Origin of the sequence: Limimaricola variabilis, assembly GCF_034371605.1 — a bacterium.
In the GTDB taxonomy this organism is placed as follows: domain Bacteria; phylum Pseudomonadota; class Alphaproteobacteria; order Rhodobacterales; family Rhodobacteraceae; genus Limimaricola; species Limimaricola variabilis.
The window spans coordinates 480,448-493,810 of record NZ_CP139691.1; the positions used below are offsets into that span (position 1 = coordinate 480,448).

At 65.2% G+C, this 13,363-nt stretch carries 14 protein-coding genes and 1 pseudogene; 12 read left to right on the top strand and 3 right to left on the bottom strand.

Annotation, left to right across the window (positions count from 1 at the left end; translation table 11 throughout):
* Position 1 precedes the first annotated feature (1 nt).
* The 5 genes and pseudogenes from T8T21_RS02380 to T8T21_RS02400 all read left to right on the top strand — a co-directional run bounded on the left by T8T21_RS02380 (position 2) and on the right by T8T21_RS02400 (position 6,071).
* Positions 2-2,206, top strand: coding sequence for a hybrid sensor histidine kinase/response regulator (locus tag T8T21_RS02380; protein WP_407660127.1), 2,205 nt, complete (start codon positions 2-4; stop codon positions 2,204-2,206).
* Positions 2,207-2,342: 136 nt separating this feature from the next.
* A complete protein-coding gene (gene adh / locus T8T21_RS02385) occupies positions 2,343-3,902 on the top strand; it encodes an aldehyde dehydrogenase (protein ID WP_322336656.1) in 1,560 nt (519 codons plus the stop codon).
* 76 nt (positions 3,903-3,978) lie between these two features.
* Positions 3,979-4,323 carry a DUF779 domain-containing protein gene (locus T8T21_RS02390; protein ID WP_322336657.1) on the top strand — a complete coding sequence of 115 codons (345 nt, stop codon included), beginning with the start codon at positions 3,979-3,981 and terminating at the stop codon, positions 4,321-4,323.
* Between the two features lie 24 nt (positions 4,324-4,347).
* Positions 4,348-4,773 carry a pseudoazurin gene (locus tag T8T21_RS02395; RefSeq protein WP_322336658.1) on the top strand — a complete coding sequence of 142 codons (426 nt, stop codon included), beginning with the start codon at positions 4,348-4,350 and terminating at the stop codon, positions 4,771-4,773.
* 75 nt (positions 4,774-4,848) lie between these two features.
* Positions 4,849-6,071 (top strand): annotated as a pseudogene (locus tag T8T21_RS02400) (IS3 family transposase).
* A gap of 115 nt (positions 6,072-6,186) precedes the next feature.
* Here T8T21_RS02400 and T8T21_RS02405 read toward each other — a convergent pair.
* Positions 6,187-6,615: a MarR family winged helix-turn-helix transcriptional regulator gene (locus T8T21_RS02405; RefSeq protein ID WP_322336659.1), complete on the bottom strand. Its 429-nt coding sequence runs from the start codon at positions 6,613-6,615 to the stop codon at positions 6,187-6,189.
* 98 nt (positions 6,616-6,713) lie between these two features.
* Here T8T21_RS02405 and T8T21_RS02410 point away from each other — a divergent pair, with 98 nt between their 5' ends.
* From T8T21_RS02410 to T8T21_RS02420, 3 genes are read left to right on the top strand one after another with little or no spacing between them, the layout of a single operon-like run.
* The gene (locus T8T21_RS02410) at positions 6,714-7,157 is read left to right on the top strand and encodes a DoxX family protein (protein ID WP_322336660.1); all 444 of its coding nucleotides are present in this window, start codon (positions 6,714-6,716) and stop codon (positions 7,155-7,157) included.
* A complete protein-coding gene (locus tag T8T21_RS02415) occupies positions 7,154-7,468 on the top strand; it encodes a Rieske (2Fe-2S) protein (protein WP_322336661.1) in 315 nt (104 codons plus the stop codon). The genes T8T21_RS02410 and T8T21_RS02415 overlap by 4 nt, the downstream gene beginning before the upstream one ends.
* The gene (locus T8T21_RS02420) at positions 7,465-8,163 is read left to right on the top strand and encodes a glutathione S-transferase family protein (protein WP_322336662.1); all 699 of its coding nucleotides are present in this window, start codon (positions 7,465-7,467) and stop codon (positions 8,161-8,163) included. Before T8T21_RS02415 ends, T8T21_RS02420 begins: the two co-directional genes overlap by 4 nt.
* A gap of 162 nt (positions 8,164-8,325) precedes the next feature.
* On the opposite strand, the gene T8T21_RS02425 is transcribed toward T8T21_RS02420, so the two are convergent.
* Entirely contained in the window at positions 8,326-9,405 is a 1,080-nt protein-coding gene (locus T8T21_RS02425; RefSeq protein WP_322336663.1) for an alpha/beta hydrolase, read from the bottom strand.
* A 553-nt stretch (positions 9,406-9,958) separates the two neighbouring features.
* Here T8T21_RS02425 and T8T21_RS02430 point away from each other — a divergent pair.
* Positions 9,959-11,044 carry a bifunctional transcriptional activator/DNA repair enzyme AdaA gene (locus tag T8T21_RS02430; protein ID WP_322336664.1) on the top strand — a complete coding sequence of 362 codons (1,086 nt, stop codon included), beginning with the start codon at positions 9,959-9,961 and terminating at the stop codon, positions 11,042-11,044.
* Positions 11,031-11,786 (top strand): isocitrate lyase/PEP mutase family protein, encoded by a 756-nt coding sequence (locus tag T8T21_RS02435; protein ID WP_322336665.1) that lies wholly within the window; start codon positions 11,031-11,033, stop codon positions 11,784-11,786. Before T8T21_RS02430 ends, T8T21_RS02435 begins: the two co-directional genes overlap by 14 nt.
* 71 nt (positions 11,787-11,857) lie before the next feature.
* On the opposite strand, the gene T8T21_RS02440 is transcribed toward T8T21_RS02435, so the two are convergent.
* A complete protein-coding gene (locus T8T21_RS02440; RefSeq protein ID WP_322337444.1) occupies positions 11,858-12,541 on the bottom strand; it encodes an ArsR/SmtB family transcription factor in 684 nt (227 codons plus the stop codon).
* A gap of 76 nt (positions 12,542-12,617) precedes the next feature.
* On the opposite strand from T8T21_RS02440, the gene T8T21_RS02445 reads away from it, so the two are divergent.
* Together T8T21_RS02445 and T8T21_RS02450 are read left to right on the top strand one after the other, a co-directional pair.
* On the top strand, positions 12,618-12,947 hold the full coding sequence (locus tag T8T21_RS02445; protein ID WP_322336666.1) for an NIPSNAP family protein: 330 nt from the start codon (positions 12,618-12,620) through the stop codon (positions 12,945-12,947).
* Positions 12,944-13,300, top strand: a complete 357-nt coding sequence (locus tag T8T21_RS02450) for an antibiotic biosynthesis monooxygenase family protein (RefSeq protein WP_322336667.1) — start codon at positions 12,944-12,946, stop codon at positions 13,298-13,300. Before T8T21_RS02445 ends, T8T21_RS02450 begins: the two co-directional genes overlap by 4 nt.
* Positions 13,301-13,363: the final 63 nt, after the last annotated feature.

Consider the following 13,363-nt stretch of genomic DNA (forward strand, 5'->3'; position numbering starts at 1 on the left):
GATGTCGCATGCCTATCTCGACCCCGAGGACAGCCTCGAGCGCCAGAACGAGAAGCTGATCCAGATCGTCGACGCGCTGGTGCGCCAGGTCGAGCGCGGCGGCTCGGGCTCGGACGAGGCCTATGCCCAGTTCCGACGGGCCGCGCTGCTCGAGGAGCAGGTGCAGGCGCGCACCGCCGAGCTCGAGACCACGCTTGAGATGCTCAACCGCTCCAACGCCCGGCTGGCGCAGGCGATGCGCGAGACCGAGGCGGCGCGGCGCGACCTGTCCACCGCGATCGAGACGGTTCAGGAGGGCTTCGCCATGTTCGACCCCGAGGGGGTCATGGTGATGTGCAACTCGCGCTTCGGGATGCACATGGACGATATACGCGACACGCTGGCGCCGGGGTTGCGCTTTGCCGACTACATCGACAGCGTCGCCCGGTCGCGAGCGCTGTCGCTGCCGCCTGGCGAGACGCCGGAGATCTGGCGCGCGCGGCGATTGGCGCGGCACGACGACCGGCACGCAATCTTCAACATCTCGCTTTCGGGCGACCACTGGGTGCAGATCAGCCAGCATCGCACCCCCGGCGGCGGGACGGTGATCCTGCAGACCGACGTGACCGACATGATCCGCGCCGAGCGGCAGGCCCGCGAGCGGATGCTCGACGACCAGTCGCGGATGGCGCGGGCCACGCTCGACCACATCAAGCAGGGCATCTGCATCTTCGATGGCCGCATCCGGCTGGCGGGCTGGAACGATGGGCTGAGCCAGCTGATGGGGGTGCCAATGCCGCGGCTGCGGCGCGGGCTTCCCTTTCCGGCGCTGTGGCGGATGATCGAGGCCGATTTCGGTTTCGACGGCGAGATGACCCGCGAGCGGCTATCGGCCTGGGTCGAGACGCCACTGGCGCGTCAGCCGCTGCGCTTCGCGATGCGCAGCGAGGACCGCCGCTTCATCGACGCGTCGGCACAGCAGTTGCCCGATGGCGGCTTCGTGATCTCGTTTACCGACATCACCGCCGAGCGCCGGGCAATCGACAATCTGGCGCGGGCAAACGAGGCGCTGGAGGAGCGGGTGCGCGAGCGCACGCTGGAGCTTGAGGACGCGCTGGAGCGGGCCGAGCGCGCCAACGCCAGCCGCTCGCGCTTCGTCGCGGCGACCAGCCATGACCTGCTACAGCCACTCTCGGCGGCCAACCTGTTCCTGTCGGCACTGGTGCAGGACGACCCGGCCAACCGCGCGGTGTTGGGCAAGGCGCATGACGCGCTGCACAGCGTCGAAGCGATCCTACACGCGCTTCTCGACATCTCTAAGCTGGAGCTGGGCCACGCTTCGATGGACGTGGGCCCAGTGGCGCTCGACCTGGTGCTAGGCCAGCTGCGCGACCAGTTCGCGTTGCAGGCCGAGGCTAAGGGGATCGGACTGCGGATCCTGCCCTGCGCGCTCACCGTGACCAGTGACCGGACCTATCTGAAACGGGTGCTCCAAAACTTGATCGGCAACGCGCTGCGCTACACCGAGACGGGCCGGGTGCTGGTCGGCACGCGCCGCCGGGGCGGTGCGGTGGCGATCGAGGTCTGGGATACCGGGCCGGGCATCGCCGAGGAGGATTTCCAGACCGTCTTTCGCGAGTTTGCGCGGCTCAACGCCCGCGCCTCGGCCTCCGAGGGGATGGGGCTGGGGCTGGCAATCGTCGAGCGCGCCTGCGCGATCCTCGGCCATCCGCTCGATCTCGCCTCCGAGCCGGGGCGTTACACCCGGTTCTCGGTCACCGTGCCGGTGACCGAAGCGCAGGACCGGCTCGAGTCTCCGGCCCCGGCGAGCGTCGCGCAAGAGGAGACGGGCGACCGGGTGGCGCTCCTAGTCGAGAACGACGCCGAACTGCGTCGCGCCATGTGCCACCTGCTGGAGCGCTGGGGCGTCACCGTGCTCGACGTCGACAGCGGCGAGGCGGCGCTGGCGTTGATCGCGGAGACCGGGGCGGAGCCGGACTTACTGCTGGTCGATCAGCAGCTGGGCCGCGGGCTGACCGGCCTCGACACCATCTCGGCGCTGCGCGAACTGCTGCCAGAGGGTGTTGTGCGGCCGGTGCGTCTGGTCACCGCCGACCGCTCACCTGAGCTGCGCGAGGCGGCACGGCGGGCAGGGGTGACGATTCTGCCCAAGCCGGTCGGCGCCGAGGCGCTGCGTGCGGTGTTGGACCCTAGCCCCGGCGCCTGACGCCCCCCGCCCGCACGCGCCCTGCGACCAAGGTCTTACGACGATGGCCGCATTTCCGGCCCCCGCCCATTTCGGCATCCTTCCCTCGACGCCGCCCGCATCATGGCGGGGACCGCGTCCCTGTAGGGAGGACAAGATGAACATCCAGACGCAAGACGGTCAGAGCCGTTCGGTGAGCGCCGCGCTCGACACCAGCCATCTCGGCGTGCCGTTCCCGTTCAAGGCGCGCTACGGAAACTACATCGGCGGCGAATTCGTCGAGCCGCGCTCAGGGCGCTATTTTGAGAACCCGACGCCGATCACCGGCGAAACGATCTGCGAGATCGCGCGCTCCGACGCCTCCGACGTCGAGGCCGCGCTCGACGCCGCTCATGCGGCCTTCCCAGCTTGGGGCAAGACCTCGCTGGCGCATCGCTCGAACATCCTCAACCGCATCGCCGACGTGATCGAGCGCAACACCAACCTGCTCGCCGCCGCCGAGACCATCGACAACGGCAAGCCGATCCGCGAGTCGGTCAACGCCGACATCGCGCTGGCGATCGACCATTTCCGCTACTTCGCCGGCGTCATCCGCGCCGAGGAGGGCTCGATCGCCGAGATTGACCACCAGACCTTCGCCTATCACTTCAACGAGCCGCTGGGCGTGGTTGGCCAGATCATCCCTTGGAACTTTCCGTTGCTGATGGCGACTTGGAAGATCGCTCCGGCGCTGGCCGCCGGCAACTGCATCGTCCTAAAGCCCGCCGAGCAAACCCCGGCCTCGATCATGGTGCTGATGGAGCTGATCGGCGAGCTGCTGCCCGCGGGCGTGCTCAACATCGTGCAGGGCTTCGGCCTCGAGGCCGGCAAGCCGCTGGCGCAGTCGAACCGGATCGCCAAGATCGCCTTCACCGGCGAGACCACGACCGGCCGGCTGATCATGCAATACGCCTCGCAGAACCTGATCCCGGTGACGCTGGAACTCGGTGGCAAGTCGCCCAACGTGTTCTTCGAGGACGTGATGCAGGCCGACGACGCCTATTTCGACAAGTGCCTCGAAGGCTTCACCATGTTCGCGCTCAACCAGGGCGAGGTCTGCACCTGCCCGAGCCGGGCGCTGATCCAGGAATCGATCTACGACGACTTCATTGCCCGTGCGATCGAGCGGGTCGGCAAGGTGTCCCAAGGCAACCCGCTCGACATGAACACCATGATCGGCGCGCAGGCCTCGACCGAGCAGATGGAGAAGATTACCTCCTATCTCAAGCTCGGCCGCGACGAGGGCGCCGAGGCGCTGATCGGTGGCGACTGCGCCAGCCTCGGCTCGGGGCTGGAGAACGGCAACTACATCCAGCCCACCGTCTTCCGCGGCAACAACAAGATGCGGATCTTCCAAGAAGAGATCTTCGGCCCGGTGCTGTCGGTCACGACCTTCAAGGACGAGGCCGAGGCGCTTGAGATCGCCAACGACACGCTCTACGGCCTCGGCGCCGGTGTGTGGACCCGCGATGGCTCCCGCGCCTTCCGCATGGGCCGCGCGATCCAAGCCGGCCGGGTCTGGACCAACTGCTACCACCAGTATCCCGCCCATGCGGCCTTCGGCGGCTACAAGCAGTCCGGCATCGGGCGCGAGAACCACAAGATGATGCTGGATCACTACCGCCAGACCAAGAACCTGCTGGTGTCCTACGACCCGAACGCGCTGGGCTTCTTCTAAGAGGCTGCGCCTCCCCGCCCGGACCGGCGAACTCCCGCGCCGGTCCGGGCCCCATCCCCCTTCCGGAGACAGGCCCATGGCCGACACGCCCCGCCCGATGGTCACCGCCACCCCGGCCGCGCTGGACCTGATCGAGGAGATCAAATCACGCCACGGCGCGGAACTGCTGTTCCACCAGTCGGGTGGCTGCTGCGACGGCAGCGCGCCGATGTGCTTCGTCGCCTCAGAGTATGTCACCGGGCCACAGGACGTGCTGCTGGGCGAGATCGGGGGCGTACCGTTCTACATGAACCGCGACCAGCACGAGCGCTGGAAGCACACCGCCCTGACCATCGATGCGATCGACGGGGTGGGTGGCATGTTCTCGCTCGACAACGGCACCGGGCGGCGCTTCCTGACCCGCTCCGAGGTCTGTCTCTGACCCCCACCCGAAAGGACTGAACCGATGCGCTTCACCGCGACCCTTGTCGCGGCCATGACCTTGGCCGCCCCCGCCATCGCCGAAACCTACGAAATCGAGATGCTCAGCCGCGACGCCGAAGGCAATATGATGGTTTTCGCCCCCGCCTATCTGGAGATCTCGCCCGGCGACAGTGTTACCTTTCTCGCTACCGAGAAGTCCCATAACACCGAGACCGTGGACGACATGCTGCCCGAAGGTTTCGATGGCTGGAAGGGCAAGCGCGACGAGGAGGTCACCGTCACCTTCGACGCGCCAGGCTACTATCCGTACAAGTGCAAACCGCACGAGGCGATGGGCATGATCGGGCTGATCAAAGTCGGCGAACCCGAGTCGACGCCCGAAATCGGCAAGTTGCGTGGCAAGGCCGGGCCGATGATGAAGGAGCTGCTGGCGCGGGCAGGCTCTTGAAATGGCGAGGAGTGGGCTGCTGCCGGTCCCGTGGGCACGACGATAAGATCGTGACAATGGGATTGGAGACCTCATATGAAGAGACGAACGTTCAGCCGCGAGTTCAAGCTCGAGGCTGTGAAGCTGGTGACGGAGCGCGGTGTCGCCGTTGTCCAGGCATGCCGGGATCTGGAGCTGTCCGAAAGCGTGCTGCGCCGATGGATGCGCGAGGTGGGAGACATTCCGCTTGGAGCATTCCCCGGCCACGGGCGGGTCAGCCCGGAGCATGCCGAGATCGTGGCCTTGCGCAAGGAGGTCGCCCGTCTCAAGGCGGAGCGTGACATCTTAAAAAAAGGGCGACCGCGTTCTTCGCGCGGGATGCGACATGAAGTTCGCTTTCGTCGCCAAGCACCGGCATGTCTGGCCCGTGAGCTGGATCTGCGCCGCTTTGCGGGTCTCCCGCTCAGGCTTTCATGCCTGGTTGAACCGGCCCGCCAGTGCCCGGTCCATCTATGACGAGAAGCTGAGCGAGGTCATGCGCCTGAGCTTTCAAGCCAGCGATCGGACCCGACGCGCGCCCGGCGCGTCTGGCGGGACGTCCTCGAGGAAGGACTGCCCTGCGGTCTGCATCGGATCGAGCGTCTGATGAAGCTCAATGGCCTGCGGGCACGGCCCCGTCGACGCGGCTTGCCGAAGGACCAAGGGGCGCGTTCCGTTATCGCCGAGAACCTTCTCGGCCGAGACTTCCGCGCGGACGGACCGAACCAGAAGTGGCTGGCCGACTTCACCTATGTCTGGACAGTAGAGGGCTGGCTCTACGTCGCCGCCGTCCTCGACCTGTTCTCTCGTGTTCGGCATGGCCTCGAACCGGTGGCGGCGCATGCCTCACTGTCGGCTGGTCGATGAAGGCGGAGCGCGATGCCGCGCTCGTCATGGACGCGCTGATGATGGCCGTCTGGCGGCGCGGCAAGGCGGATGCGGGGCTCGCATCATTCGGATCAGGGCAGCCAGTATACGAGCGACCAGTTCCAGAGGCTTCTGGCCGATCACGGCATCACCTGCTCGATAAGCCGGGCCGGCAATGTCTGGGACAATTCCGCGATGGAGAGCGTTCGCCGCTCTCTCGAACCGATGGCGTTCGCGGCTCACTCTCCTCGTTGAAGACCGAGCGCACCGCCCGCAAGGTCTACCGCACCCGGGACGCCGCGCGCAGCGATGTCTTCGATTACATCGAGCGCTCCTACAACTCGAAGCGCCGCCACTCGAAGCTGGGCTATATCAGCCCGATGGAGTTCGAGGCCCGCGCAATGCTACCTTAAATTGCTGTTTACGGGACCGGCAGCAGCCCACGCAGCTGATCTTTCGCTTGGGAGAGAACCAACGTTCACAAGGCAAGAGGAAGCATTATAAGCAAGCTCACCGCGCTGACCGTTCTCACAGCTTCGATAGCAGCCTGACAAGTTGCGCCGCCTCGTGGGGCGACAACTTGTCCTCGATCTTCTCGAAGAGCACCTGCGCATAGACGGGCCACATCGCCTGCCTGACGGCGTGCCCCTTGTCCGAGATGCAGACGATCTGTCCGCGCCCGTCGTCGTCGCACTCCCGCCGGTCGATCAGTTCCGCCTTGGCCATCCGGTCCAGCAGGCGAGACGTGCCGTATTGTGGCAACAGAAGACGCTCCTTGAGTTCGAAGGGGCGCAAGCCGTCCGGACCGGCCTTCTCGATCTCCAGCAGCGCATCATACCAGGCCAGCTGTGGCAGCCCGGCATGCTTCAGCGCCGCCTCGACAGCTTCGAGGAGCGTTCGACTCTTGGAGACGATAGCTACCCAAGCAGCCTGAACGACGGGATCCGGTGTGTTCACATTTACAGTATGACATGTAGATGCATCTGCATCAAGATTGACATGAGGACCCAGTGAGAGCAATTTAGATGCAGGTGCATCTAAATGAGGACACCGTCATGTCACAGACATATCTCACCGAACTCGCCGCCTTCGTTCTGCGCGTGGCGCTCGGAATTATGTTCCTGGCCCACAGCCTCATCGTGAAGCTGTTCGTCTTCAAGCTGCCGGGCACCGCCCAGTTCTTCCAGGCGCTCGGGCTGCCGGGCTGGCTTGCCTATGCGGTCTTCGCCATGGAGGTCGTCTCGGGCCTTCTTCTCATTCTCGGCGTCCAGACCCGATGGGTGGCCCTCGCGACCGTGCCGATCCTTCTCGGCGCGACATGGGCGCATTCCGGCAATGGATGGATGTTCGCCTATGAGAATGGCGGCTGGGAGTATCCTGCCTATCTGGCGCTTCTGGCCGGCGTGCAGGGCCTGCTCGGCGACGGAGCCTTCGCGCTCAACCGCTCCTTGTCCCCCCGTGCGATTGTCGGATGGAGCAAGAGGGAGGCGATGCAATGAAACATGTGATCTGCAATCTCGCCGACGTTCCCGAAGAGGGCGAAGCGCGCGTGTTTCCGTTCTTCGGGCGGGAGGTTCAGGTCTGGCGGCGCGGAGATCGCATCCGCGCCGCCGCCAACACCTGTCTCCACCTCGGCGGTCCGCTCGAATGCCAGGACGGGGCGTTCGTCTGCCCCTGGCATGGGGCCCGGTTCGACATGGCCGATGGTCGGCACATGGATGGTCCGTCCCCGGCAAACGCGCGGCTCATGTTCCTTCCCACGCGCATCGAAGGGGAGGAGCTTGTCTATGTATGGGAGGAGCCATCATGACCCTTCATCTCATCAGCCACGACCTCTGCCCATACGTGCAGCGGGCCGTGATATCCCTCGCCGAAAAAGGCGTCGACTTCGAGCGCAGCAATATCGACCTTGGCAACAAGCCGGACTGGTTTCTTGCCATCTCGCCCCTCGGGAAGACGCCGGTCCTGCTGGCCCATGGCATGCCGATCTTCGAATCCGTCGTGATCCTCGAATATCTTGAAGAGACGCAGCCCCACCCGCTGCATCCGGGCAGCCCGCTCAAGCGCGCGCGGCATCGGGCGTGGATGGAGTTCGGATCGGCCACGCTGAACGACATCGCGGGCTTTTACTCCGCATCGGACGAGCGAACATTCGCTGCCAAGACCGCCGGTCTTCGCCGCAAATTCGAATGGCTCGAAGGCGAACTGGGGGAAGGCCCTTATTTCTCGGGGGACCGTTTCAGCCTTGTCGACGTCGTGTTCGGTCCCGTGTTTCGCTATTTCGACACGTTCGACCGGATCGCCGATTTCGGAGTTCTGGCAGAGCTTTCCAAGGTCGGAAGGTGGCGCCGGGCCCTGGCTGCAAGGCCGTCTGTCGCCCAGGCCGTCGCCGGCGATTACCCGCGCCTGCTGGAGCGGTTCATCGAGCGACGTGGGTCCAGGTTGTCGAGAATACTCGAAGAGAACACCCTTCAGCTCGATGGCGGCACTTGGCAGGCCACCTGAGCGATAGGGCATGAGCTCGTAAACGGACCCTGAGCGGATCTGCGCCACGCCTGGCAGGACGATCCGCTCAGGGCTACGCGTGACACCCAATAGAAGAGGCTGAGGCCGGCAGCTGCGGAGAAATATCGAGGCCACAGTCCCTGCCTGCCCCAGGCCATTGATCTACTCCGCGACCATCAGGCGCGCACCGACCCACGGCAGGACAAAGGTCTCGAGACGGTCACCGACTTGCTGGCGGTGGTCGCCGTCATGGACGTCCAGCAGATGGGGAATGCGCTCGGCTCCGAGGCGCTGCGACAGTTCGATCGTCCCGGGCGGGATGTGCAGGAACTGATCGCCCAGACCGACGTCGAGGCCGAGACCCCGCAGGGCGCGCAAGTCGTCTCGCGCCGCGCGAAGCTGACGGGTCGGCAGGGAATCGAGATACCGATCATAGGCCGCGTCATCGAGCACCACCTCACCGCGCACGATGTCGAACGGAAAATCTCCATGGACCGGCGGATCGCCGGCCTCCGCGCTGAAGGCCGACAGGATGCCCAACAAGGCAATGGCGTAAAAATCCTGATCGGCCAGAAGCTTTTCGATATCCTCCGCCGTGTCGACGCGCGCCGCGCGCTTCCACGCGTCATTGCCGAAGCCGAAATCATCGGTCGCGGCCAGGCAGCAGGGGCTCATCGACCAGACAACGGAGAAGGTGCCGGGGCGGCTGATCGCCAGATTGAGGGCGCCGTAGCCACCCATCGAATGACCGACGACCGCGCGGCTGTCCGCGCTGGCCATCGTGCGAAATTCCGCATCGACATGACCGACGAGATCGTCGGCAATGTAGTCCGCCCAGTTCCCGCTGATCGGTGAATTGCGGTAATAGCCGCCGCCATACTTGTTGCCGGCATTGGGCATGACCACCAACGCCTCCGGCATCGCCTTAGCCGTCATCAGGCGGTTCAGCCGCGCAGGCACATCCTCGATCTCGAGCCAGACCCCGTAGTCGTCGAAGATGCCGTGCAGCAGGTAGATGACGGGATAGCGGCGGTCGGGCGCGCTCTCGTAGCTCGGCGGCAGATAAACCGCTGCATCCTGCATTTCGGAGGTTCCGAGCAGGTTCTCCGCCAGTGCCGGAGCCGGCACCTCGATTTCGACGACCCGGCTGGTTGCGTCAGACAGTGACTGGGCGGTCGACGATACCGGCCCTCCGAAGATGAGCGCAGCTGCCACAAGAAGAGCGAGGTGCAGTTTCGGCATGGTCAACGCCTCCACAGATGCGTCACTCTACCGGTAGTCGTTCGAAACTCCAAACTAACGGACGGCACGGCCGCACAAGCAGTGTTGTCGTCCCGACATTCCGCTTCCGTCAGCTGCGGTGTCATCTCCGCAGGTGAAAGTGAGTTTTCACCACGCTTGAGCGGACGACCGCTTCTCGTGTCAGCTGCCTGACGGGCCCCCGGTCACGAGGGGCCAACTGACCCCGGTCACATACCTCGCTTTGGGGCCAGCCAGATAGGCGGCGACGACAGCGACTTCGCTCGGGCGGCCCGCGTTGCACGATGCGACATCGACGCGGCGATGGCCCACCGATGGGTGCTATCCACGGCACGCCTTACTCCACGCAGGTTCGGCATCTCGCCCAAGAGGATCGATCGGAGGCAATTGTCGCGGCGGCTGCCGAAGCAGATCGGGACCGCACGACATCCAAATCGAACCCAGCAGCCTGCGAGGTTGACTTGTACTCCACCAGAAAAGAATAGACGCCCGATTTTCGGCGGACCGAGGTTCGGGGCGGTGATACGGTCTGGCCATGCTGTTTGACTTGCCAGATCACGACGCGCTGTACCGCGCCCTCATTGACCGGGATGACCGTTATGACGGCCAAGCTTATGTCTGCGTCTCGACCACCGGCATCTTTTGTCGGCTGACCTGTCCGGCCCGCAAGCCCAAGCCCGAGAACTGTACGTTTCACGAGACGATCGGCGCCTGCATCGAGGCCGGGTTTCGTCCCTGCAAGCGCTGCCACCCGCTGCGCGCCGCGGCTCTCGCCGACCCGGCCATCGGTGCGCTTCTGGCGGCGCTGGACGAACGGCCCGACATCCGCTGGTCGGAGCGCCACGTCGAACAGCTCGGCTTCGATCTCTCGACAGTGCGCCGCAGCTTCAAGCGCCAGTTCGGCATGACATTCCTGGAGATGGCTCGGCAAAGGCGCCTGCGCGAAGGCTTCGAGGCACTCTCGAGCGGCGACAAGGTCATCACCGCGCAGCACGAGGCCAGCTTCGAGTCCGCGAGCGCGTTTCGGTCCGCCTTCGCGCGGCTGCTGGGCTGCTCGCCCGGCGCGCTGAGCCACGATGCGATGTTGCGCGCCAGCTGGATCACGACGCCGCTGGGCGACATGATCGCGGTGAGCAGTGCTACGCATCTGCACCTGTTGGAGTTCATCGATCGCAGGGCGCTCGCCGCCGAACTGAAAAAGCTTCAGGCACTGACGCCACAAGGCATCGGCTTGGGGCTGTTTGCGCCGACCGAACAGGCCGAGGTCGAGCTGTCGGCCTATTTCGCGGGCCAGAGCGCGCGGTTCGAGACGCCGCTGGCGTTTCAGGGCTCGGCGTTCAGCCGAGACGTCTGGCACGCGCTGCGCCGCATCCCGCCGGGCGAGACCCGCAGCTATTCCGAGATCGCACGCGAGATCGGCAACCCTGCGGCCACGCGCGCCGTGGCGCGGGCGAATGGTGCCAACCAGATCGCGCTCATGGTGCCTTGCCACCGGGTGATCGGCGCGGATGGCAGCCTGACAGGCTATGGCGGCGGGCTGTGGCGCAAGCAGCGCCTGATCGAGATCGAGCGTCAATTCAAGGCGGATACACAGGATACCCCACTTCATGTCTCAGGCTGACAGGGCGCGCGCGCTCAAAGCACTTCACGTCGCGAATGACCCGCTCGTGCTCTACAACATCTGGGACGCAGGCGGCGCGACCGCCCTTGCCAAGGCGGGCGCCGCCGCCATCGCGACGGGAAGCTGGTCGGTCGCGGCGGCGCATTGCTTTGAGGATGGCGAGGCGATGCCCTTCGACTTCGCACTGAGGATCATCGAGCGGATCGCCCGAAGCACCGACCTTCCCCTGACCGTGGACTTCGAGGGCGGCTATGCCGAAGCGCCCGAACAGGTCGCGGCCAACGCGCATAGGGTGATCCAGACCGGCGCGGTGGGCCTCAACTTCGAGGATCAGGTCGTGGGCGGAGAGGGGCTCCATGACGTCGAAGCACAGGCCGCTCGGATCGCTTCCATTCGCGGCGCGGCGCGGGAGGCAGGGGTGCCGTTGTTCATTAACGCGCGGACCGATCTGTTCCTGCAATCGGAGGCCAAGGACCACGCCAGCCTCGTCGACGCGGCCTTGGCGCGGCAAGCGGCCTATGCGGAGGCTGGAGCCGACGGCTTCTTCGTGCCCGGGCTGACCGACCCGACGCTCATTCGGGACATCTGTGCGCGAAGCTCGCAACCAGTCAACGTCCTGATGAGGGGCGGCTTGCGCGCGGTGCGGGACGTTGAGGGGCTGGGGGTGTCCCGGATCAGCTTCGGTCCCGCTCCCTATATCTCGGCGCTCGAAGATCTGACGAAACGGTTCATCGCGATCTGAGGCTTTCGCTCTGGCTCTGCTGCCTTACTCGGGAGCGTCCCCTTTGGTCGGCGGGAGAGGGCCCATGCACATCAGCCCTCGCCCAACAGCCGCTCGAATTCCTTCGCCCCGGTGCGGGAGAAGACCACGACCCGGGTCTTCGGATCGCGCCTTGCCCATGACAGCTCCTCGAAACGGGAGAGGAATGCGCGCCCCAAGCTGCCCGCCAAATGCGAACGTCGTTCGCTCCAGTCGAGGCATTCGCGGCAGAGCGGCGTGCGTTTGCGGCGCAGCTCGTCGAGGTCGATCTCGAACCGGGCGGCAAATTCCGCACCCGCGTCGGTGAGGCTGAGCCCCTCGTCCTCCACGGTCAGAAACCCCCGGGCGATCAGGCTGTCGAACAGCTGGGTGCCCATGTCGCCCGCGAGATGGTTGTAGCAGACCCGCGCCCTGCGCAATTCCGCATCCTTGGGACCGGTGCGCATACGGAGGTTTCCGGCCCCCGCCGCCAGCCCCATCAACCCTTCGAGCACCCGCGCCACCTCGTCGCTGGCCAGCGAGAAGTATTTGTGCCGGCCTTGCTTGCGCGGGCGAAGCAGTCCGCCAGCGTCTAGCTTCGACAGGTGGGAGCTGGCGGTCTGGATCGTCACCCCGGCTTCTTCGGCCAGCTCGCTGACGGTCAGGGCCTTGCCGCTCATCAGGGCTGTCAGCATGTTGGCACGGGCGGGGTCCCCGATGAGCGCGGCAACGCGAGCGATATCCGGACCTTCCTTCATGGTTCGATCGTAGTCGAACCATCCGCGTATCTCAACGGCGTAGTCTTTGATCAGGCCTCGATCAAAGGATACCCCCATGCTCACCTGTGTGATCCGCTACCACATCGACCCGACGAAGAAGGACCAGTTCGCGCGGTATGCCCGCAACTGGGGACAGGCGATCCCGCGCTGTGGCGCGGACCTGATCGGCTACTACGCGCCGCATGAAGGCTCGAGCACGCTCGCCTATGGCATCTACAACGTGGCGAGCCTCGCTGATTACGAGGCCTACCGTACGAGGTTGGCCGCCGACCCCCTTGGCCGAGAGAATTACGACTTCGCGCAGACCGAGAAGTTCCTGCTGCGAGAAGACCGGACCTTTCTGAAGTGCGTCTCGGCACCGCACGGCCCAGGGGTGTCGGCATGATCGCCGTGATCTTCGAGGTCGAACCTGCGGAGGGCCGGATGGACGACTACCTCGAACTGGCCGCCAGAATGCGGCCGCTGCTCGACGAGGTGGAAGGTTTCATTTCCGTGGAGCGGTTTCAAAGCCTGACCGATCCGAAAAAGATCCTGTCCCTGTCGTTCTTCGAAGACGAGGCGGCCATCGCGAAATGGCGGAGCTTGGAGGCCCATCGGGCGGCCCAAACGAAAGGCCGGGGCGGTGTCTTCGCCGACTACCGACTCCGAATTGCGAGCGTGGTTCGGGATTACGGCATGTTCGACCGAAACCAGGCTCCGGTCGACAGCAGAAAGGCACACGCAGAACATTCGCGCTGAGACTGATTTCGATGCTGCGCCGACGCGTTCCATGTTGGTCGGACCTACTGTCGGCGGCCAAAG

Excerpts from the sequence above, each read along its gene's own strand:
- T8T21_RS02420 (WP_322336662.1), top strand. The coding sequence starts at position 7,465 with ATGACCCTTCATCTCATCAGCCACGACCTCTGCCCATACGTGCAGCGG.
- T8T21_RS02415 (WP_322336661.1), top strand. The coding sequence starts at position 7,154 with ATGAAACATGTGATCTGCAATCTCGCCGACGTTCCCGAAGAGGGCGAA.
- T8T21_RS02395 (WP_322336658.1), top strand. The coding sequence starts at position 4,348 with ATGCGCTTCACCGCGACCCTTGTCGCGGCCATGACCTTGGCCGCCCCC.
- T8T21_RS02390 (WP_322336657.1), top strand. The coding sequence starts at position 3,979 with ATGGCCGACACGCCCCGCCCGATGGTCACCGCCACCCCGGCCGCGCTG.
- T8T21_RS02450 (WP_322336667.1), top strand. The coding sequence starts at position 12,944 with ATGATCGCCGTGATCTTCGAGGTCGAACCTGCGGAGGGCCGGATGGAC.
- T8T21_RS02430 (WP_322336664.1), top strand. The coding sequence starts at position 9,959 with ATGCTGTTTGACTTGCCAGATCACGACGCGCTGTACCGCGCCCTCATT.
- T8T21_RS02410 (WP_322336660.1), top strand. The coding sequence starts at position 6,714 with ATGTCACAGACATATCTCACCGAACTCGCCGCCTTCGTTCTGCGCGTG.
- T8T21_RS02440 (WP_322337444.1), bottom strand. The coding sequence starts at position 12,541 with ATGAAGGAAGGTCCGGATATCGCTCGCGTTGCCGCGCTCATCGGGGAC.
- T8T21_RS02380 (WP_407660127.1), top strand. The coding sequence starts at position 2 with ATGTCGCATGCCTATCTCGACCCCGAGGACAGCCTCGAGCGCCAGAAC.
- T8T21_RS02445 (WP_322336666.1), top strand. The coding sequence starts at position 12,618 with ATGCTCACCTGTGTGATCCGCTACCACATCGACCCGACGAAGAAGGAC.
- T8T21_RS02425 (WP_322336663.1), bottom strand. The coding sequence starts at position 9,405 with ATGCCGAAACTGCACCTCGCTCTTCTTGTGGCAGCTGCGCTCATCTTC.
- T8T21_RS02435 (WP_322336665.1), top strand. The coding sequence starts at position 11,031 with ATGTCTCAGGCTGACAGGGCGCGCGCGCTCAAAGCACTTCACGTCGCG.
- adh (WP_322336656.1), top strand. The coding sequence starts at position 2,343 with ATGAACATCCAGACGCAAGACGGTCAGAGCCGTTCGGTGAGCGCCGCG.